The sequence below is a fragment of the Ruegeria sp. CI5 genome (genome assembly GCF_056536885.1).
Window position 1 is genome coordinate 331775 of the sequence record NZ_JBQFQN010000004.1, and the last position, 18681, is coordinate 350455.

Annotated in this window: 19 protein-coding genes; 11 read left to right on the forward strand and 8 right to left on the reverse strand. The window is 62.5% G+C overall.

Annotated features, from left to right (window positions below):
* Positions 1-61 precede the first annotated feature (61 nt).
* Together ACR0BA_RS14435 and ACR0BA_RS14440 are read left to right on the forward strand one after the other, a co-directional pair.
* Positions 62-772 (forward strand): DUF599 domain-containing protein, encoded by a 711-nt coding sequence (locus tag ACR0BA_RS14435; RefSeq protein WP_170367511.1) that lies wholly within the window; start codon positions 62-64, stop codon positions 770-772.
* A gap of 35 nt (positions 773-807) precedes the next feature.
* Positions 808-1155 carry a hypothetical protein gene (locus ACR0BA_RS14440; protein WP_480728573.1) on the forward strand — a complete coding sequence of 116 codons (348 nt, stop codon included), beginning with the start codon at positions 808-810 and terminating at the stop codon, positions 1153-1155.
* Between the two features lie 3 nt (positions 1156-1158).
* Here ACR0BA_RS14440 and ACR0BA_RS14445 read toward each other — a convergent pair whose 3' ends face one another.
* The 4 genes from ACR0BA_RS14445 to ACR0BA_RS14460 form a co-directional block, all read right to left on the reverse strand.
* Positions 1159-1644, reverse strand: a complete 486-nt coding sequence (locus ACR0BA_RS14445) for a flavodoxin family protein (RefSeq protein WP_480728575.1) — start codon at positions 1642-1644, stop codon at positions 1159-1161.
* A 5-nt stretch (positions 1645-1649) separates the two neighbouring features.
* Entirely contained in the window at positions 1650-2120 is a 471-nt protein-coding gene (gene rlmH / locus ACR0BA_RS14450) for a 23S rRNA (pseudouridine(1915)-N(3))-methyltransferase RlmH (protein ID WP_170343173.1), read from the reverse strand.
* 44 nt (positions 2121-2164) lie between these two features.
* On the reverse strand, positions 2165-2524 hold the full coding sequence (rsfS, locus tag ACR0BA_RS14455; RefSeq protein WP_093963679.1) for a ribosome silencing factor: 360 nt from the start codon (positions 2522-2524) through the stop codon (positions 2165-2167).
* A gap of 164 nt (positions 2525-2688) precedes the next feature.
* Complete coding sequence (locus ACR0BA_RS14460; protein WP_170589244.1) at positions 2689-4050, reverse strand: mechanosensitive ion channel family protein; 1362 nt, start codon at positions 4048-4050, stop codon at positions 2689-2691.
* Positions 4051-4316: 266 nt separating this feature from the next.
* On the opposite strand from ACR0BA_RS14460, the gene leuC reads away from it, so the two are divergent.
* The 5 genes from leuC (at position 4317) to ACR0BA_RS14485 (ending at position 9168) form a co-directional block, all read left to right on the forward strand.
* Positions 4317-5720, forward strand: a complete 1404-nt coding sequence (leuC, locus tag ACR0BA_RS14465; protein WP_170373252.1) for a 3-isopropylmalate dehydratase large subunit — start codon at positions 4317-4319, stop codon at positions 5718-5720.
* A gap of 38 nt (positions 5721-5758) precedes the next feature.
* Entirely contained in the window at positions 5759-6313 is a 555-nt protein-coding gene (locus ACR0BA_RS14470) for an HdeD family acid-resistance protein (RefSeq protein ID WP_170343176.1), read from the forward strand.
* 43 nt (positions 6314-6356) lie between these two features.
* Complete coding sequence (leuD, locus tag ACR0BA_RS14475; protein ID WP_480728578.1) at positions 6357-6962, forward strand: 3-isopropylmalate dehydratase small subunit; 606 nt, start codon at positions 6357-6359, stop codon at positions 6960-6962.
* Positions 6963-7294: 332 nt separating this feature from the next.
* Positions 7295-8125, forward strand: coding sequence for a hypothetical protein (locus ACR0BA_RS14480; protein ID WP_093963685.1), 831 nt, complete (start codon positions 7295-7297; stop codon positions 8123-8125).
* Positions 8122-9168: an endonuclease/exonuclease/phosphatase family protein gene (locus ACR0BA_RS14485; RefSeq protein WP_480728580.1), complete on the forward strand. Its 1047-nt coding sequence runs from the start codon at positions 8122-8124 to the stop codon at positions 9166-9168. The genes ACR0BA_RS14480 and ACR0BA_RS14485 overlap by 4 nt, the downstream gene beginning before the upstream one ends.
* Here the strand turns inward: ACR0BA_RS14485 and ACR0BA_RS14490 are convergent.
* Positions 9163-10074 carry a Rossmann-fold NAD(P)-binding domain-containing protein gene (locus ACR0BA_RS14490; RefSeq protein ID WP_480728582.1) on the reverse strand — a complete coding sequence of 304 codons (912 nt, stop codon included), beginning with the start codon at positions 10072-10074 and terminating at the stop codon, positions 9163-9165. The genes ACR0BA_RS14485 and ACR0BA_RS14490 overlap by 6 nt on opposite strands.
* Before the next feature lie 96 nt (positions 10075-10170).
* Between ACR0BA_RS14490 and ACR0BA_RS14495 the strand changes: the two genes are divergently transcribed.
* A complete protein-coding gene (locus ACR0BA_RS14495; protein ID WP_480728583.1) occupies positions 10171-11064 on the forward strand; it encodes a LysR family transcriptional regulator in 894 nt (297 codons plus the stop codon).
* 143 nt (positions 11065-11207) lie between these two features.
* Entirely contained in the window at positions 11208-12311 is a 1104-nt protein-coding gene (gene leuB / locus ACR0BA_RS14500; RefSeq protein WP_480728585.1) for a 3-isopropylmalate dehydrogenase, read from the forward strand.
* A gap of 48 nt (positions 12312-12359) precedes the next feature.
* On the opposite strand, the gene ACR0BA_RS14505 is transcribed toward leuB, so the two are convergent.
* Positions 12360-14546: a transglycosylase domain-containing protein gene (locus ACR0BA_RS14505; RefSeq protein ID WP_170407095.1), complete on the reverse strand. Its 2187-nt coding sequence runs from the start codon at positions 14544-14546 to the stop codon at positions 12360-12362.
* A 255-nt stretch (positions 14547-14801) separates the two neighbouring features.
* On the opposite strand from ACR0BA_RS14505, the gene ACR0BA_RS14510 reads away from it, so the two are divergent.
* On the forward strand, positions 14802-15140 hold the full coding sequence (locus ACR0BA_RS14510; RefSeq protein ID WP_093963790.1) for a P-II family nitrogen regulator: 339 nt from the start codon (positions 14802-14804) through the stop codon (positions 15138-15140).
* Positions 15141-15174: 34 nt separating this feature from the next.
* The gene (locus tag ACR0BA_RS14515; RefSeq protein WP_093963690.1) at positions 15175-16503 is read left to right on the forward strand and encodes an ammonium transporter; all 1329 of its coding nucleotides are present in this window, start codon (positions 15175-15177) and stop codon (positions 16501-16503) included.
* Positions 16504-16570: 67 nt separating this feature from the next.
* On the opposite strand, the gene ACR0BA_RS14520 is transcribed toward ACR0BA_RS14515, so the two are convergent.
* Complete coding sequence (locus tag ACR0BA_RS14520; RefSeq protein WP_480728588.1) at positions 16571-17755, reverse strand: amino acid aminotransferase; 1185 nt, start codon at positions 17753-17755, stop codon at positions 16571-16573.
* The gene (gene sseA / locus ACR0BA_RS14525) at positions 17755-18609 is read right to left on the reverse strand and encodes a 3-mercaptopyruvate sulfurtransferase (protein WP_170541306.1); all 855 of its coding nucleotides are present in this window, start codon (positions 18607-18609) and stop codon (positions 17755-17757) included. The genes ACR0BA_RS14520 and sseA overlap by 1 nt, the downstream gene beginning before the upstream one ends.
* Positions 18610-18681: the final 72 nt, after the last annotated feature.

Consider the following 18681-nt stretch of genomic DNA (forward strand, 5'->3'; position numbering starts at 1 on the left):
AAAATAATATTACCAATTTCTGCATCTGGCAAGTTGCCTTCGTCGGACGTACTGTCGCGCCATGACATTGACCGAACGCGCCCTGCTGTTTTCGCCCCTGGACTACGCCGCCGTCCTGCTGTTGCTGATCGCCTGGCAATGGATCGGATGGCGGATCGAGAACCCCGCGCCCGGCAAGCGCTCGGTCGCGGTGATGATGGACGAGTTCCGCCGCTGCTGGATGCGCGAGATGGTGACCCGTCAGCCCCGCATGTTCGACGCCCAGGTCGTGGGCACGATGCGTCAGGGCAGTACGTTCTTTGCCTCGACCACGATGATCGCCATCGGGGGCGGGCTGGCCCTTCTGGGCAATACCGAGCGCCTGTCGGGCGTCGCCAAGGATCTGGCCATCGGCAGCGCACCGGCCATGGTGTGGGAGGTCAAGATCCTGATCGTGCTGCTGTTTCTGTCGAACGCCTTTCTGAAATACGTCTGGGCGCACCGACTATTCGGCTACTGCGCGGTGCTGATGGCGGCGGTTCCCAACGACCCCGAGGATCCGCAGGCCTATCCCCGCGCCGCGCAGGCGGCCGAGATCTGCGTGACCGCCGCGCGCAGCTTCAACCGCGCCCTGCGCGCCACTTATTTCGCGCTGGCCTCGCTGGCCTGGATCCTGGGCCCGATCACTTTGATCATCGGCACGCTTCTGACATTGGGGGTTCTTTATCGGCGCGAGTTTGCCTCGCATTCCCGCGCGATCCTGCTGAGCCTGCCGCCGGACACGCAGACGTGATAGCGCCCCGCCCGATCAGATCATAGACTGGCGAAATGCGACACCTGATCCCCTGCCTGTTTCTGGCCGTCCCGGCCCTCGCCGACCCGCCGACGGTCGAAAATGTCACCGCGACGCGCACGGGCGAGACCTGGCGATTCGACGTGACCATCGGCCATCCCGATACCGGGTGGGACCACTATGCCGATGGCTGGCGCGTTCTGGCGATGGACGGGACCGAGCTGGGGATGCGGGTGCTGCATCACCCGCACGAGACCGAGCAGCCGTTTACCCGATCGCTGGGCGGGGTCGCGATCCCCGAAGGCGCGAGTCAGGTTCAGGTGCAGGCCCGGTGCAGTGTCGATGGCTGGAACGCGGACACCACGCTTGTGACGCTGGACTGATCGTCAGAACACGCCCAGCGACAGCCCGGTGCCCAGCGCCGCGCCGATCTCGCGGCATTTGACCAGTTCATCCTCTGGGATAGTCTTTTCCGCCAATATCGCCTCGGGCGTCTGGGCATGGGTGCAGACGATGAGGGGCGGCTGCACCTCTTTCAGGCGCCAACCGGTGGCGATGCGTGCCAGTTGCCGCGCCGCGTTCTGACCGTCGGACCCGGCGCAGATCATCTGCGCATAGGGACGCCCCTCGATCCGGCCCAGAACCGGATAGTAGCATCGGTCGAAGAAGTCCTTCATGACGCCTGACAGCGCCGCGAGGTTCTCGGGCGCGCAAAAGATGTATCCGTCGGCCGCCAGCAGATCGTCGGGTCCCGCCTGCTCGGCGGGTTTCAGGCTGACCTCGGCCTCGGCGCTGCCCGCCTGAGCGGCCGTTTCGGCCATCTGCCGGCTGCCGCCGGTGCGTGAATGGTAGACGATCAGCAGACGGGCCACAGCGGTCAGGCCCGATGATACGGGCCGCCCGACAGGATCGTCGCGGCACGATAGAGTTGTTCGGACAGCATCACCCGGACCAGCATATGCGGCCAGACCATCGCGCCGAAAGAAATCGAAAAATCAGCCTCGGCCCGCAGCGCCGGGTCGATCCCGTCGGCGCCACCGATGACAAAGGCCAGATCCTGCCGGCCCATGTCTCGCCACCCGGCCAGCTTCCGCGCGAAATCGGGGGAAGCAATCACCTTTCCCCGCTCGTCCAATGTGCAGATCACCGCGCCAGCGGGCAGCGCCTTGCGCAGCAAGCCGGCCTCGGCGCCCATACCGGCGTTTTTCTTGTCTTCGACCTCGATCACGCGCGCAGGCCCAAGGCCCAGGCCGCGGCCGGTCCGGTCGAAACGGGTCAGATAGTCGTCAAGCAGGGTCTTCTCCGGTCCGGCACGCAATCGCCCGACCGCACAAATGCTGATACGCATGTCGCTCTCGCCGCCGGCCCTTCAATACGGGCCGGGATGGCGCCTCAGTTGGCCGAGGCGCTGCCGCCCTGAGGCAGCCACATCTTTTCCAGCTGGTAGAATTCGCGCACTTCGGGGCGGAAGATATGGACGATCACGTCGCCCGTATCGATCAGCACCCAGTCGCCGGCATCCTTGCCTTCGACCTTCGAGGTGAAACCGAATTCCTGCTTGATGCGATCCGTCAGCTTTTCCGCCATCGCCGACACCTGACGCGTCGACCGGCCCGAAGCGATGACCATGTAGTCGGCCACCGAAGACTTGCCCTGCAGGTTGATCTGCACAACATCTTCGGCCTTGTCATCGGAAAGTGAGGAAAGGATGCGTTCAAGCAGCTTGTCGCTGATTGACTGAGAGCGGGCCATCACAGCGGCCCCTTCATCGGCGGGCAAACCCGCCTGTGTGTGTAGAGACAGGACATGGTCCTCCTTGCTAAAGCGCCGTGTAACCCCGGCGCCGGGGTACTATTAAGGTAGCAAGGCAATTGCAACATTTCAATGAACGGCAACCGCTGATGGCACGGGGTTGATCAATCCGTGTCCAGATGTGGCACAGCGGTGTCGGTGGCACCCTGCCCCAGCAGGCGCACTTCGCGCTGCGGGAAGGGGATCGAGATGCCCTCGGCCTGGAATGCATCCCACAGCGCCAGATAGACATTGCCGCGGATGTTGGTCAGGCCGGCCGTCGGGTCCCGGATCCAGAACCGCAGCACGTAATCGACGCTGCTGTCTCCGAACCCGGTGATATGGCAGACCGGTTCGTGCTTGCCGCCGCTCAGAACGCGTTTGACTGATTTCACCGTTCGCACGGCGGTCTCGCGCACCTTGTGCGGGTCGTCGCCGTAGCTGGTGCCGAAGGTCAGATCTAGGCGGACGAACTCGTCGGAATGGGACCAGTTCACCACCTGCCCGGTAATCAGATCCTCGTTCGGGATCAGGTATTCGCGCCCGTCGCGGGTGACGACCGAGACGTAGCGGGCGCCCAGCGCGTTGATCCAACCGAACGTGTCGCCCAGCGAGATCACGTCGCCCGGCTTGATCGACCGGTCCATCAGGATGATGATCCCCGAGATCAGGTTCGACACGACCTTCTGCAGGCCGAAGCCGATGCCCACGCCGACCGCACCGGACAACAGCGCGATCCCGGTCAGGTCGAATCCCAGCGTCCGGATCCCGATCAGAAAGACCAGCCCGTAAAACGCGACCTGGATACCCTTGGCCAGCAGCACCTGCATAGAAGGCGAGATGTCGTCATTGCTTTTCAGCCCGCGTTCAGCCGCCCGGGTGCCAAGCCGCGCCAGCACCAACAACGTGCCGATCAGCAGAATGGCCTTGAGAATCCCCAATGCCGAGATGTGAAGGCTGCCGATCGAAATCGCCACGCCGTCCAGGAACTCGGCGACGTCATCGGTCAGACTCAGCGCGACCAGCGTGGCGTAGATCCACATCGACCAGCGGAAGATGCGCCGAATCGTCCGGTTGCGGACCAGTCGCGAAATCAGCGCGATCGCCAGCCACGCGGTTGCCAGCGTTGCCAGAACACCGATGATGTAACTCCGCGATGGCCAGGTGACCTGCTGCATCACCAGATAAACGCCCCAGGCCAGCACGACGAAGTAGACCAGCGTCATCCGCTGCATCAGCTGAACCAGAACCCGCAACCGCCATTTGGGCCATCCACTGCGCGCCCGCGCCCAGGCTTCCCACCGGCTTTTTGTCAGCAGAGTCAAAAGGAAGGACAGCGCCACCAGCCCTAGGATGATGGCGATCTGATACTGCCTCCACCCCGGAGTCACGATCAGCTCGACCAGGTTCCCAAGCTGCAACAGAAAGGCCTCGGCCATGTTGTCGAACAGCTCAGAAATCGAACTTGGGATCAAATCATTGTCCATGCGGGTCTCCTGCCGCCAGATTGAACAGCAATGTGGCGGCTTGCAAGGCCCACCGACCTGTCCCGGGACGCGGATTGAGCCTTGATTGACGAGGGGGCGCGATATATCTGGATCGCATGAGATTCCATCAGGCCCCTGCTCCGAACCTGCAAGACCGCGCGCGCCTGCGTGAACGGTTCTTCGGGGCCGCCCGCACGGTTCTGGCCCGCCTATAATCGGCGCCCAGCCACTCGCCAGCATTTCTCAATACAGACGGGAGAGGACCGATGTCCCCCAAAACACTCTATGACAAGATCTGGGATGCCCATGTCGTGCATGAAGCCGACGATGGCACCTGCCTGCTTTATATCGACCGCCACCTGGTGCACGAAGTGACCAGCCCGCAGGCCTTCGAAGGCCTTCGCATGGCGGGCCGCAAGGTGCGCGCGCCGGAAAAGACGATCGCCGTGCCGGACCATAACGTGCCCACCACGCCCGACCGCGTGAACGGGATCGAAAACCCCGAATCGCGCATTCAGGTCGAAGCGCTGGACAAGAATGCCCGCGAATTCGGCATTCACTACTACCCGGTGAATGATATCCGTCAGGGCATCGTCCACATCGTCGGCCCCGAACAGGGCTGGACCCTGCCGGGCATGACCGTTGTCTGCGGCGACAGCCACACCGCCACCCACGGCGCGTTCGGCGCGCTTGCCCACGGCATCGGCACCTCCGAGGTCGAGCATGTTCTGGCCACCCAGACTCTGATCCAGAAAAAGTCCAAGAACATGAAGGTCGAGATCACCGGCAAACTGCAGCCGGGCGTGACCGCCAAGGACATCACTCTGGCCGTGATCGGCGAAACCGGCACCGCCGGCGGCACCGGCTATGTGATCGAATATTGCGGCGAAGCGATCCGCGACCTGTCGATGGAAGGCCGCATGACCGTCTGCAACATGGCCATCGAGGGCGGCGCCCGCGCCGGCCTGATCGCGCCGGACGAAAAGACGTTCGAATACGTCAAGGGCCGCCCGCACGCTCCCAAGGGCGCGCAGTGGGAGGCCGCCCTGGCCTGGTGGAAGACGCTCTATTCCGATGACGACGCCCATTGGGACAAGGTCGTCACCATCCGCGGCGAAGAAATCGCCCCCGTGGTTACCTGGGGCACCAGCCCCGAAGACGTTCTGCCGATCACCGCGACCGTGCCCAACCCCGAGGATTTCGAGGGCGGCAAGGTCGAGGCCGCGCGCCGCTCGATCGAATACATGGGGCTCAAGCCGGGCCAGAAACTGAGCGACATCGAGATCGACACGGTCTTCATCGGTTCCTGCACCAACGGCCGGATCGAGGATCTGCGCGCCGCGGCCGAGATCCTGAAGGGCAAAAAGATCAAGGACGGCATCCGCGCCATGGTCGTGCCCGGCTCGGGCCTTGTTCGCGCGCAGGCCGAAGAGGAAGGCATCGCCGAGATCTTCAAGCAGGCCGGGTTCGAATGGCGCCTTGCGGGCTGTTCGATGTGCCTGGCCATGAACCCCGACCAGCTGACCCCGGGCGAGCGTTGCGCCGCCACCTCGAACCGCAATTTCGAGGGTCGTCAGGGCCGCGGCGGACGCACCCATCTGCTGAGCCCCGCGATGGCTGCCGCTGCGGCAATCACGGGAAAGCTGACAGATGTGCGCGAATTGATGTAAGGTCCCCTCATATCTAGATATTTGAGGGAGAGACTGAAATGAGTGAATGGGTCAAATGGCTCCTGATGGGGCTTCTATCGATCGTGTTCGGCATATTCGTGCTGGGCGCACCGGTTGTGGCATCCGTGGCAGTGACCGTGGTCACCGGCGTCCTTTTGCTGGTGTCCGGCGTTCTGCAGGTTGTCGGCGGTTTCACCGTCGAAGGAACCGGAAACAAGATCCTGGCCTTCATCATGGGTGCGGTCATGCTGTTCTTGGGTTGGTCGTTTCTGGACCATCCGCTGGCGGGCACTCTGACGCTGGCAACGGTGGTGCTTATCCTGTTCATGGCAGGCGGGATCGCACGGATCATTCTCTCGTTTCAGATGCGAGGCACGTCATTTTTCTGGCCAACCCTGATCTCGGGCATCTTGTCGATCATCCTGGCAGGCATCATCTGGTCTTATGCAAGCTCGGAACCGGCGGTGCTGTTCCAGTTGCTGGGCATCCTGCTGGGCATCGAGATGCTGTTCAACGGGTTCGGGTTGGTCTTCATGGCGTTCTTCGTCAAGAACGCGCCCAAAGACGAAACTACAGAAGCTCAACAAGCTTGAAACGCGGGGCATGGGGCCTGACCTCTCCCGCAGGAGTGTGAACATGGAAAAGTTTGAAAAAGTCCACGGTGTGGCAGCCCCCATGCCCCTGATCAATATCGATACCGATATGATCATTCCCAAGGTGCATCTGAAAACGATCAAACGGTCCGGCCTCGGCGTCGTCCTGTTCGACGAGATGCGCTATCACGATGACGGACGCGAGAACGAAGAATTCGTCCTGAACAGACCCGCTTATCGCAACGCCGAGATTCTGGTGGCCGGCGACAACTTCGGGTGCGGCTCATCTCGGGAACACGCGCCCTGGGCGATCAAGGATTTTGGTATCAAGGTGGTCATCTCGACCAGCTTCGCCGACATCTTCTTCAACAACTGCTTCAAGAACGGCATCCTGCCCATCGTCGTCGAAGAACACCACCACGTCATTCTGATGGAGGATGCCCACAAGGGCGAGAACGCACGTATGACCGTGCATCTGGAAGATCAGCAGATCGTCACCTCTGACGGCGTCGTGATCGAGTTTGATATCGACCCGCACCGCAAGCATTGCCTGTTGAACGGTCTGGACGATATCGGCCTGACGATGGAAAAAGATCACCACATCGACACGTTCGAATCCCATGCCGGACAGGCGCGCCCCTGGGTGTGATTCTGGGGATGAACCTGTGGATACTCAACCTGACGGGGTCGCCAAGGCGGCCCCGTTCGCATTCTTGGGGTTAAAGTCAAAGCAACCACAACATGTAGAGAACCATTTCCATTACACGTCGAATTTGCGACGTGAATGATGCAAAGCCGCACCAGTTTCGCCATCTTTTTGCCCGAAATCACGTGTTTTCTGCACCTCGGCTTGAGCGAAATGCCGCTTATCGCCAATGATGGCGCTAAAGGGGCATCCGCCAAATATCGAGATTGGCGGGCATCAAGTTGGAACCAAGTCGGCAAAGAATCGACTGGTCCGGTTTGGAAAGGGTTCGGATAGTGATTGCTCGCACAACAGGGGCTGCGATACGGGGATTGTTGGTGGCACTTCTGGTGCTGACACCCGCATTGTATCTGCCCGCATCTACGTCCAACGGGACCGAGATCGTTGTCTTTCTGGCAATCCTGGCATTCATTCTGACATTCGCCGAATACAACTCGGCTTTTCCCAGCTTTATCGAATTCCGCGATGCGCCGCCCGTGAACAGACTGCGCTTTGTCGGCCTGATGTCGATGATCTCGTTTCTGACCTTGATCTGCAAGAACGCCTATGCGCCGACGGAACTGACCAGCACCGTGTATTCGGTCGGTCTGGCCGTCGCGAATGTCGTCGACTTCCCCTATTCACCTGTCCGCCTGGTGGTGTTGATGCTGCCTGCTGACGCGAGCCAACCCCTGGTCGAGTTGGTACGCATCACGGCAAGTGTCGCCTATGTCGCCGCTTTGGTCACGATCGCCAGCTTTGCCTATGCGGTCAAACTGCGTGGATGGCCCACTGGCAATGGGGCATTCAATGTCTGGACCAACCTGCCCCTGTTCGACCCCACCAAGGGTGGAGACGTGGTGACTCGCCTGCAGCGCGACGGTCGGTTGAACATTTCGGTCGGCGTTCTCCTGCCGTTCCTGATTCCGGCCCTGATCAAGCTGCTCACGGATTTCATTGATCCGCTGTCGTTGTCCAATCCGCAGACGTTGATCTGGACCATGAGCGCGTGGGCCTTCCTGCCGGCCAGCATGATCATGCGCGGGATGGCAACCCTGCGCATTGCCGGGCTGATCGTGGAAAAACGCCGCGCCTACTCGACCGCCGAGACGACCCAAACCGCATGATCCGTATTCTTGTTCTGCTGTTGCTGCCGTTTGTGGCGCAGGCAGAGCCAGTGCGCGTTGCCAGCTTCAATGCTGAGCTCGGCCGGAAAGGTCCGGGCCTGCTGCTGCGGGATATTCGGCGTGATGATCCCCAGGTGCAGGCCGTGATCGACGTTCTGACCGCCACTGCCCCCGATGTTCTGGCCCTGCAAGGCATCGACTGGGACCATGACAACCTGGCCCTGTCCGCTCTGGCTGATCGGTTGCGCGCGGCAGGGCTGGATTACCCGCATCTCTTCGCTGGTCAGCCCAACTCGGGGCTGATGACGTCGCTTGATCTGGACGGGGACGGGGAACGGGGCGGACCCGGAGACGCCCAGGGATGGGGCCGTTTCACCGGGAATGGCGGGCTGGCTGTGCTGTCCCGTTATCCGATCGCAAAGGATGAGGTTCGTGACCTCTCGGCGCTGCTGTGGAAGGATCTGCCCGGCGCGACGCTACCCACCCGTGGCGATTTGCCTTTCCCGTCCGAACAGGCCCACGCTGTTCAGCGTCTGTCGTCGACCGCCCATTGGATCGTTCCGGTGGAGACGCCTCAAGGCCGCCTGGACCTGATGACCTTTCACGCCACCCCTCCTGTCTTCGACGGGCCTGAGGATCGCAACGGATTGCGCAATCGCGATGAGATCCGGCTGTGGTCGGTGTTGCTGGACGGCGGGCTGGGTCCAGCCCCGAAAAGTCGTTTCATCATTGCCGGTGACGCAAATCTCGACCCGAACCTGGGCGAGGGGCGCAATGAAGCCATCCGCGATCTGTTACAGCACCCCAGCCTGCAGGATCCGCAACCCGTGGATGGCGCAGGCTCGGCTGTAACGGCAGTTTGGAAGGCGGTGGGTGAACGGCGTGTTGACTATCTGCTGCCATCGGTCGACTGGGTGGTTGAAAACGCCGGTATCCACTGGACCGATGCCAAAGGCGTGCCCCTTGCCGCGGCCCGCAAGGCCAGCCGACATCGCCTGATTTGGGTTGACCTGTCACACCCGGACATGCGGCCGGGCCTATGACAGGCCCTGAACTCGATCCACGTCTGTGGTTCGCGGGCTATCATGCCACACGGACAGCACAGCGGTTTTCAAAGCCTCGTGCAGCGGCGTGGATGCGAAATCGCTGACCAAAGAATCGAAGAACGAGCCATCCAAGCGGTGCGGCGTGTCCCACAGATAGCGCATCTCAAGCAGATGCGGGGCCAGTTTCCAGAACGGCTGTGCCAGAACAATTGGCCACCAGTTCATCTGCTTCAGGCGCACCGGAGCCCCGGTCACTTCCGACAAGGCCTGTGCCAATTGCCGGCCGGTCAGCGTGTATCCGGCAAAAGGAATGTCGCAATAGCGTGGCAAGTCATGCCGCATCTCGGCCAACAGAACCGCAGCGCGGGCCAGATCGGGCAGGTAGGCCCAGGCGTGGGCAATGTCAGGATCACCGGGATAGACGAAACGCCCCTTGGCCAGCGGCTTGATCATGATCTGGTCGAACCAATTGCCAGAGGCTTGCGTGTCGAGGAAATCCCCGGCGCGCAGTATCACAGTGCGCACGCCCGACGACCGATAGGCCTCCTCCATCCGGATCCGAATCTGGCCAAGAGGGTTGGTTGCAAGATGCGGAGTATCTGCCGCCCACGGCCCGGGCGTATCGGCCCCGAAAACATAGACGTTCCCGGGCACGATCACGGTCGCCCCGGTTGCCTGTGCCGCACCGATGACCTGAGCATGCAACTCCGGCACCTGCCGCGCCCACTCGGTGTATGGCGGGTTCCAGCCATTCACGATGACATCCGTGCCTCTGGCGGCGGTGGACAGATCATCCCTCGCGCGGTCAAATCCCCGCACCGTCCATCCGGCCGCTTGAAACGCGTCTGCGGCATTGCGGCCAAAACGCCCCGAAGATCCCAGGATCAGCACCCTTCCCGTCATCTCGACCTCCTGTCAGCCCTGGCGGTTGAACAAAAGATATCCATTCACGCACCTTTGGGAATTGCCGAAAAACGCAGAGCATGTATTCATCTGCGCATGGATAAAACCTTGGCACTTTCTGATTGGTCTTTGGTGCAGAGCTTTCTGGCAGTTGCGGAAACGGGATCGTTGTCGGCGGCCGCGCGGGAACTGGGGCGCAGTCAGCCGACGCTTGGTCGCCAGGTGCAGGCGCTTGAGACTGATTTGGGCGTGTCGCTGTTTGATCGCCATGCGCGAGGCCTCAAGCTCAGCGCGGCCGGCCAGCAATTGCTGCCGATGGCGCAACAGATGCACGCGGCCATGCGTGAGCTGAGCCTGGCCGCCGCCGGGCAGTCGCAACAGCTGGGCGGTACGGTCCGCATCACCGCATCGGTCTTCGCATCGCACCATATCCTGCCGTCCATTCTGGCGGACATCCGCAGGCAAGAGCCTTCGATCCAGCTGGAACTGGTCGCCACCGACACCAGCGAGAACCTGCTGTTCCGCGAAGCTGATATCGCGGTTCGCATGTACCGCCCCGAGCAGGTCGATATCGTGACCCGTCATCTGGGCGACGTACCGTTGTGTTTCTGCGCAGCCCGGTCGTATCTGGACCGCGCCGGTCGGCCAACCACCCCCGAAGAGTTGTTTCAGCATGACCTGGTGGGTTTCGACTCCAACGACCTGATCATCTCGAAAATGCAGGCCAAGGGTTGGCCTGCCAGCAAGGAAAACTTTGCCACCCGTTGCGATCTTCAAAGCGCCTATTGGGAGTTGATCCGTGCGGGTTGCGGCATCGGTTTCAGCCAGGTTCAAGTGGCCGAGGCTGATCCTGCGGTCGAAATTCTGCCCTTGGATGTGGACATCCCGGTCCTGCCGGTCTGGCTGGCTGCGCCGCAGGCCATGCGGCAGACACCGCGCATTCGCCGGGTCTGGGACCTGCTGGCAGAAGGGCTGAAAGCCAGCCTGTGACCCAGATCGGGTGACCGGCGCATGTTCAGCGGCGTTTTTCGCGCTGTACGGCCCTGATTCCGCGCATTTTGACCAGAACGCCTCATTGACCAGATGCACCGCAAACGCTAGGCCCGATGCTGAAAAACGCAAGGAGACCGTTCATGTCCAACCCCTCGCTCCTCATCCTGCCCGGAGACGGAATTGGCCCCGAAGTCATGGCCGAAGTGCGCAAGATCATCGGCTGGTTCGGCGCCAAGCGCGGCCTTGAATTCGACGTGAGCGAGGATCTGGTCGGCGGTGCCGCCTATGACGTGCACGGCAAGCCCCTGTCGGACGAGACGATGGCCAAGGCGCAAGAGGTCGACGCGGTTCTGCTGGGCGCCGTGGGCGGCCCGAAATACGACGATCTGGATTTCAGCGTGAAGCCCGAGCGCGGCCTGCTGCGCCTGCGCAAGGAGATGGACCTGTACTCGAACCTGCGCCCGGCCCAGTGCTTTGACGCGCTGGCCGATTTCTCGTCGTTGAAAAAGGACGTGGTTGCCGGTCTCGATATCATGATCGTGCGCGAACTGACCTCGGGCGTCTATTTCGGCGAGCCGCGCGGCATTTTCGAGGAAGGCAACGAGCGCGTGGGCATCAACACCCAGCGCTACACCGAATCCGAGATCGAACGCGCCGCGCGTTCGGCCTTTGAACTGGCGATGCGCCGCAACAAGAAGCTGTGCTCGATGGAAAAGGCCAACGTGATGGAATCGGGCATCCTGTGGCGCGAGGTGGTGACCCGCGTGGGCCAGGACTATCCCGAGGTCGAGCTGAGCCACATGTATGCCGACAACGGCGCCATGCAGCTGGTGCGCGCACCCAAGCAGTTCGACGTGATCCTGACCGACAACCTGTTCGGCGATATCCTGTCGGACTGCGCGGCGATGCTGACCGGCTCGCTGGGCATGCTGCCTTCGGCCTCGCTGGGCGCGCCGATGGCCAACGGCCGGCCCAAGGCGCTGTATGAACCCGTCCACGGCTCGGCGCCCGACATCGCCGGCCAGGGCAAGGCCAACCCGATCGCCTGTATCCTCAGCTTTGCGATGGCGCTGCGCTACAGCTTTGACCAAGGCGCCGAGGCCGATCGCCTGGAAGCCGCGGTCGAAAAGGTTTTGGCCGATGGTGTCCGCACGGCTGATCTGTTGGCCGAAGTAGGCGTTCAGCCGGTCTCGACCAGCGAAATGGGCGACGCGATCGTCGCCGCGCTGGACGAAAGCCTGTAACGACCGATCCGGGCGGCGCCCAGCGCCGCCCGTCTGATCATCTGCGGTCTAATTGCCGCCAAAGAGATCCTTCAACAGACTGTCGACGGCCTTGGCAAAGCCACCCTGCTGCCTGCGGCGTGGCTGGGATTGCTGAGTCGTCTGGACCGGAGCGGCCGGAGCCAGCATCGGCAGCGGGGTCGGAGTCATACCTTCGGTGACCCGCACCATGGTTTCCTTCCAAATCTCGGCTGGCAGCCCACCGCCGGTCACGCCCGACAACGGTGTGTTGTCGTCATAGCCCATCCAGACACCGGCCACATAGTCCGCGGTAAAGCCGATGAACCACGCATCCCGGGCGGCCTGGGTCGTGCCTGTTTTGCCTGCAACCTGCCATCCCGGCAACTTGGCGCGTTGTCCAGTTCCCTCGGATACCACGCGTTCCATCATCCAGGTCAGTTGCTTGGCAGCTTCGTCTCGGATCACTCGCTCGCCAATCCCGGTCGTTGTCACCATCATCGGGGCATCATCACCCAGCAGTTTCAACTCGGTCAGGCCGTACGGCTCCACGGACGAGCCACCATTCAGGATACCGGCATAGGCGCCAGTCATTTCGATCAGCGTGCTTTCCGAGGCGCCCAGCGCCAGCGCAGGGCCCGCCGCCAGATCGCTTTCGATCCCGAACCCGCTAGCCACCGTGCGCACATTGTCCAGCCCGGCAACCTCGGCCACCTTGACGGCTGGGATGTTCAGCGAGTTCTTGAGCGCATCCGCCAGGGTCACGCGGCCGTAGAACTTGTTGGTATAGTTCTTGGGGCACCACTGGCCGGACCCCGGGATGTCGATGCAATAGGGCTCGTCCACCACCGTGGCCAGTGGCGAATAGCCCAGTTCCAGCGCGGTGGCATAGACGAAGGGTTTGAACGAAGATCCGGTCTGGCGCAGCGCCTGCGTCGCACGGTTGAACGCGCCCGACACCTTGGTCTTGCGTCCGCCCACCATGGCCCGGACCGCACCATCGGCCGACATCACCACGATCGCGGCCTGCGCTTTTGAGCCTTCACTGACCTTTTCGTCGAACACCTGTTTCAGCGCCGCTTCGGCCGCCTGCTGGATCCGCTGGTCCAGCGTGGTCTTGATCACCACGTCCTCGGTGGTGTTGCGGGTAAAGAACTCGGGGCCGCTGGCCATGACCCAGTCGGCAAAATACCCGCCAGCGCGGGCGGCGGCGGCCTCGGACAGCTCAGCCGGGTTGTTGCGGGCCGCGGTAGCCTGTGACGTGGTCAGGTAACCCTGATCCTCCATCAGGCTGATGACCACCTTGGCCCGGTCCTGCGAGCGTTGCAGGTTGTTGGTGGGCGCATAGCGTGTGGGCGCAACCAGCAGCCCCGCCAGCATCGCCGCCTCGGCCGGGTCCACCTCGGCTGCGGACTTGCCGAAATAGCGCTGGCTGGCCGCCTCGAACCCGCGGGCCCCGGCCCCAAGAAACGCCCGGTTCAGATAGATGGTCAGGATCTCGTCCTTGGAGTATTTGACCTCCATCGCCATCGCGTAGATCGCTTCCTTGGCCTTGCGCCACAGCGACCCCTGACGGCAGTCAGCCTCGTACGCCGCTTCCGATTCCCACTCGGTCGGATCGTACGGCACGCCCAGACACAGCAGCTTGGCCGTTTGCTGGGTGATGGTCGAACCGCCATGCCCCGACAGTGGGCCACGCCCCTCGGACAGGTTGATCTTCACCGCACTGGCAATGCCGCGCGGGCTTACGCCGAAGTGACGGTAAAACCGCTTGTCCTCGGTCGCGACAACCGCATTCTTCAGATGCGGCGACACGGTGTCGGTGGTGATAACGCCGCCGAACTGATCACCCCGCCATGCAAAGACCTTGCCGTCCCGGTCCAGCAGGGTGACCGACCCGCGCGCGCGCCCGTCCAGCAGGGCATCGACCTCGGGCAAGGTGGAGTAGACAACCCCAACGGCAAGCGCCAGCAGCAGAGCGGCTATCGCACCCACCCGCCAGGTCAGCCCCCAGATCAGGCGCCCTATCCAGCGGAACAGCCGGCGAAAGAAGCCGCCCTGCCCGCCTCCCGAACGCTTGCGCCGGGGCTTGCGGCTGGTCTTTCGGGTCGTGGTCTTGCGCGCCGTCGCCTTCTTGCCCGCCGGTTTCGCCGTCCGCTTGGCAGACGAGGTCTTGCGGCCTCCGGACGGATACCGTTTGTCCGCCACCAGCGGTTTTCGACGCTTGGACTCAGTCATGCTCAAACTCTGCCCGTTTTTGCTTTTGTGGCACCATACCGCGCTGTCGCGCCCATGTAGAGGTGTGAAATAGCGCGAATTTCCCTCTCACACTTGCGTATTTTTTAATCACTTTGCCGCTTTTGTGCAAAAAATGTGCAACTTTGCCCCTCTTCCCCAGCGTCTTTTTGCCGAAATCGTTCCTTGAGCGGCCATGTCGGGCTCTTTTTCTGCAGGTGCAAAGCCGGACCCACCGGAACAGAAGAGGGGAAAGACGTGAAACTGATCATTGCGACAATCAAGCCGTTCAAGCTCGAGGAGGTGCGCGAGGCACTGACCGAGGCGGGCGTGCGCGGCATGATGGTGACCGAGATCAAGGGCTTCGGCTCGCAATCCGGTCACACCGAAATCTATCGGGGCGCCGAATACGCGGTGAACTTCGTGCCCAAGATCAAGCTGGAAATCGTGGTGCCCGCCGCGATGACCGACCAGATCGTCGAGACCATCACCAAAACCGCCAAGACCGGCAAGATCGGCGACGGCAAGATTTTCGTCCTCGATGTCGAGCAGGCCCTGCGCGTGCGGACCGGGGAACTCAACGAGGAGGCGCTGTAAGGCGCCGCGACCGACAATCATTCGAGGACTGAACATGAACCTGATGAAATCACTCATCCCTGCCGCCGCGATCGTCGCGCTGCCGCAGATGGGCCTGGCGCAGGAGGCCGCCGCAACCGGCGAAACCGCGCAGCATACGCAATACATCCTGACTTCGCTGCTGTTCCTGATGGGCGGCTTCCTGGTGTTCTGGATGGCCGCGGGTTTTGCAATGCTCGAGGCCGGTCTGGTGCGCTCCAAGAACGTGGCCATGCAGTTGGTCAAGAACATCGGCCTGTTTTCCTTTGCCGCCATCATGTACTGGCTGGTCGGCTTCAACCTGATGTATCCGGGCGACGGCTGGACCATAACCGGCATTCTGGGCGCCTTCTCGCCCACCTCGCTGGAACCGGTCGGCCTTGATGGTGTCGAAACCGATCTTTCCTATGCGTCGGTCGGTTCGGACTTCTTCTTCCAGCTGATGTTCTGTGCAACCACCGCCTCGATCGTGTCGGGCACCATGGCCGAGCGGGTCAAGCTGTGGCCCTTCTTCATCTTCGTGATCGTCCTGACCGGTGTCATCTACCCGATCGAAGCCTCGTGGCAGTGGGGCGGCGGCTGGCTATCCGAAATGGGCTTCAGCGACTTCGCGGGCTCGACCCTGGTGCATGCTGCAGGTGGCTTTGCCGCGCTGGCCGGTGCCATTGTGCTGGGCCCCCGGATCGGCAAATACAGCAAGGACGGCAAGGTCGTTCCGATCCCCGGCTCGAACCTGGCGCTTGCCACCCTGGGTACGTTCATCCTGTGGCTGGGTTGGTTCGGCTTCAATGGCGGCTCGCAGCTGGCCATGGGCACGATCGGCGACATGGCTGACATCAGCCGCATCTTCGCCAACACCAACATGGCCGCAGCCGCCGGCGCCGTCGCTGCCCTGATCCTGACCCAGGTGATGTACGGCAAGGTCGACCTGACCATGGTGCTGAACGGTGCGCTGGCCGGGCTGGTCTCGATCACCGCCGAACCGCTGGCACCGTCGCTGTTCCAGGCGCTGATCATCGGCGGCATCGGTGGCGTGATCGTGGTCTACACCGTGCCGCTGCTGGACAAGATGAAGATCGACGACGTAGTCGGCGCCATCCCGGTTCACCTGATCGCGGGCTTCTGGGGCACCTTCATCGTGGCCTGGACCAACGGCGACGCGTCCTTCGTGACCCAGATCATCGGCTTCGCGGCCATCGGGATCTTCGTCTTCGTGGTCAGCTACATCCTGTTCTCGATCCTCAAGGCCACCGTCGGCCTGCGGGTTGGCGAGGAAGAAGAGATCAACGGCCTCGACATGGGTGAGCTGGGCATGGAAGCCTATCCCGAGTTCTCGAAGGGCTGAGATCCCTTCAATCCAAACAAAAAACCCGGGCATTCGTGCCCGGGTTTCTTTTTTGAAATGCCTTATCTCAGACGCCGACGTCGATGATGGCCTTGGCCAGGATCGGCACGGTGGCCTCGTTCAACCCGGCGATGTTCATGCGGCTGTCGCCGACCATGTAGATGCCGTGCTCGACCCGCAGTTTCTCGACCAGCTCGGGCGCGGCGCCCAAGCGCGAGAACATGCCGCGATGCTGGGCCAGGAAGCCGAACCGGTCCGATCCGCTCAATTGCTGCAACTCGTCCGCCAGCTGGCGGCGCAGCCCCAGCATCGACAGGCGAACCTCCTCCAGTTCGGCCATCCAGTCGGCGCGCAGACCCTCATCCATCAGGATCGCGGTCACCACGCGCGCGCCGTGATCCGGCGGGAATGAGTAGTTCTGGCGGTTCAGAAACGCCAGCGTGCCCTGGTTCAACGCGGTCTGGCCCGCATCGGCACTGACGGCCATCAGCAGGCCGGTCCGCTCGCGGTAGACACCGAAATTCTTCGAACAGGACGCCGCGATCAGGCATTCCTTGACCGACGCAGCGACAAGCCGGGTCGCCTGGGCATCCTCGCTCAGACCGTCGCCGAAGCCCTGATAGGCGATGTCAATCATCGCCACTAGACCACGGTCGTTGATCAGGTTCACCACCTCTTGCCACTGGACCATGTTCAGGTTGGCGCCGGTCGGGTTGTGGCAGCAGCCGTGCAGCAACACGACGTCGCCCGCCTTGGCAGTCTTGAGGTCCTCGATCATGCCGTCGAAATCGACGCCACGGGTTTCCTCGTCGAAATAGCGGTAGGCGACGGTTTCGATGCCCAGGTAGTTCAGGATCGAGATGTGGTTCGGCCAGGTCGGGTTCGACACGAACACCCGGGCCGAGGGGTTGGCCATGCGGATCAGCTCGAACGCTTGCCGGCAGGCACCGGTGCCGCCCGGGGTGGCCACGGCGGCGATGTTGGCGCGCGGCACGCTGGTGCCGAGGATCAGGCTGATCATCGCATCGGCATAGACCGGATCACCGGCCAGCCCGGTATAGGCCTTTGAGTCCTGCTCTTCCCAGATTCGCTGCTCGGCGGCCTTGACCGCCCGCATCACCGGGGTCACCCCATTGGCGTTTTTGTAGACGCCGACACCCAGATCAATCTTCTGTTCGCGCGGGTCCTCGCGATACATCTGCATCAGGGCCAGGATCTTGTCGGCTGGCTGCGGCTTGAGGTTTTCAAACATCAGGAGTCTCCGGTTGCGACGGGCAGGGTCGGGAAGGCGCCCCATTCGGCCCAGCTGCCGTCATAAAGCGAATGGTCTTTCTTGCCCATGCGCTCGAGCGCAAGGCTGAGGATCGCGGCGGTCACACCCGACCCGCAGGTGGTGATGGCGGGTTTCGACAGATCGACGCCTGCGGCTTCGAACACCGCGCGGCAGTCCTCGGGCGATTTCATGGTGCCATCGGGGTTCAGCAACTGTCCGAAGGGCACGTTGCGCGAGCCGGGGATGTGCCCTGCCCTCAAACCTTCGCGCGGTTCAGGCTGGGTTCCGGCGAAACGGTCCGCGGCGCGGGCGTCGATGATTTCGTGATCGGCCAGCTTGGCGGCGGCTGAGACCTGGGTCACGTCGCGGACCAGCTGGTTCTGCACGCGCACGGTCATGTGGCGATCGCGGATGACAGGGGGCAGATCCTCGATTTCGCGCCCTTCGGCGACCCATTTGGGAAGGCCGCCGTCCAGAACGGCGATGTTCTCCTGCCCCATAAGGCGGAACAGCCACCAGACCCGTGCGGCCGAAAACAGGCCCGCGCCGTCATAGACCACGACCTGATGACCGTCGCCCACGCCCATGGCCCGCAGGCGCGACATGAACTTCTCGACCGGAGGCGCCATGTGCGGCAGGTCCGAGCGGTGGTCCGAGATCTCGTCGATGTCGAAGAACCGCGCGCCAGGAATATGTCCGGCCTCGTATTCGGCGCGGGCGTCGCGCCCCTGCTGCGGCAGGTACCACGAGGCGTCGAGGATCCGCAGATCCGGGTCCTTGAGGTGGGCGGCAAGCCACTCGGTGGAAACCAGGGTTTTTGGATCGTCCAGCATCAAAGCCTCCCCTTTACGCGCAGGGATTTCCCTATACGCGCAAGGGTGCGGGTTCAAGGCTGGATCGGGTCC

Bases quoted from the DNA above. Each gene is read 5' to 3' on its own strand.
- ACR0BA_RS14435 (WP_170367511.1), top strand. From the start codon at position 62: ATGACATTGACCGAACGCGCCCTGCTGTTTTCGCCCCTGGACTACGCC.
- ACR0BA_RS14440 (WP_480728573.1), top strand. From the start codon at position 808: ATGCGACACCTGATCCCCTGCCTGTTTCTGGCCGTCCCGGCCCTCGCC.
- rlmH (WP_170343173.1), bottom strand. From the start codon at position 2,120: ATGCGTATCAGCATTTGTGCGGTCGGGCGATTGCGTGCCGGACCGGAG.
- rsfS (WP_093963679.1), bottom strand. From the start codon at position 2,524: ATGGCCCGCTCTCAGTCAATCAGCGACAAGCTGCTTGAACGCATCCTT.
- ACR0BA_RS14460 (WP_170589244.1), bottom strand. From the start codon at position 4,050: ATGGACAATGATTTGATCCCAAGTTCGATTTCTGAGCTGTTCGACAAC.
- leuC (WP_170373252.1), top strand. From the start codon at position 4,317: ATGTCCCCCAAAACACTCTATGACAAGATCTGGGATGCCCATGTCGTG.
- ACR0BA_RS14470 (WP_170343176.1), top strand. From the start codon at position 5,759: ATGAGTGAATGGGTCAAATGGCTCCTGATGGGGCTTCTATCGATCGTG.
- leuD (WP_480728578.1), top strand. From the start codon at position 6,357: ATGGAAAAGTTTGAAAAAGTCCACGGTGTGGCAGCCCCCATGCCCCTG.
- ACR0BA_RS14485 (WP_480728580.1), top strand. From the start codon at position 8,122: ATGATCCGTATTCTTGTTCTGCTGTTGCTGCCGTTTGTGGCGCAGGCA.
- ACR0BA_RS14490 (WP_480728582.1), bottom strand. From the start codon at position 10,074: ATGACGGGAAGGGTGCTGATCCTGGGATCTTCGGGGCGTTTTGGCCGC.
- ACR0BA_RS14495 (WP_480728583.1), top strand. From the start codon at position 10,171: ATGGATAAAACCTTGGCACTTTCTGATTGGTCTTTGGTGCAGAGCTTT.
- leuB (WP_480728585.1), top strand. From the start codon at position 11,208: ATGTCCAACCCCTCGCTCCTCATCCTGCCCGGAGACGGAATTGGCCCC.
- ACR0BA_RS14505 (WP_170407095.1), bottom strand. From the start codon at position 14,546: ATGACTGAGTCCAAGCGTCGAAAACCGCTGGTGGCGGACAAACGGTAT.
- ACR0BA_RS14515 (WP_093963690.1), top strand. From the start codon at position 15,175: ATGAACCTGATGAAATCACTCATCCCTGCCGCCGCGATCGTCGCGCTG.
- ACR0BA_RS14520 (WP_480728588.1), bottom strand. From the start codon at position 17,755: ATGTTTGAAAACCTCAAGCCGCAGCCAGCCGACAAGATCCTGGCCCTG.
- sseA (WP_170541306.1), bottom strand. From the start codon at position 18,609: ATGCTGGACGATCCAAAAACCCTGGTTTCCACCGAGTGGCTTGCCGCC.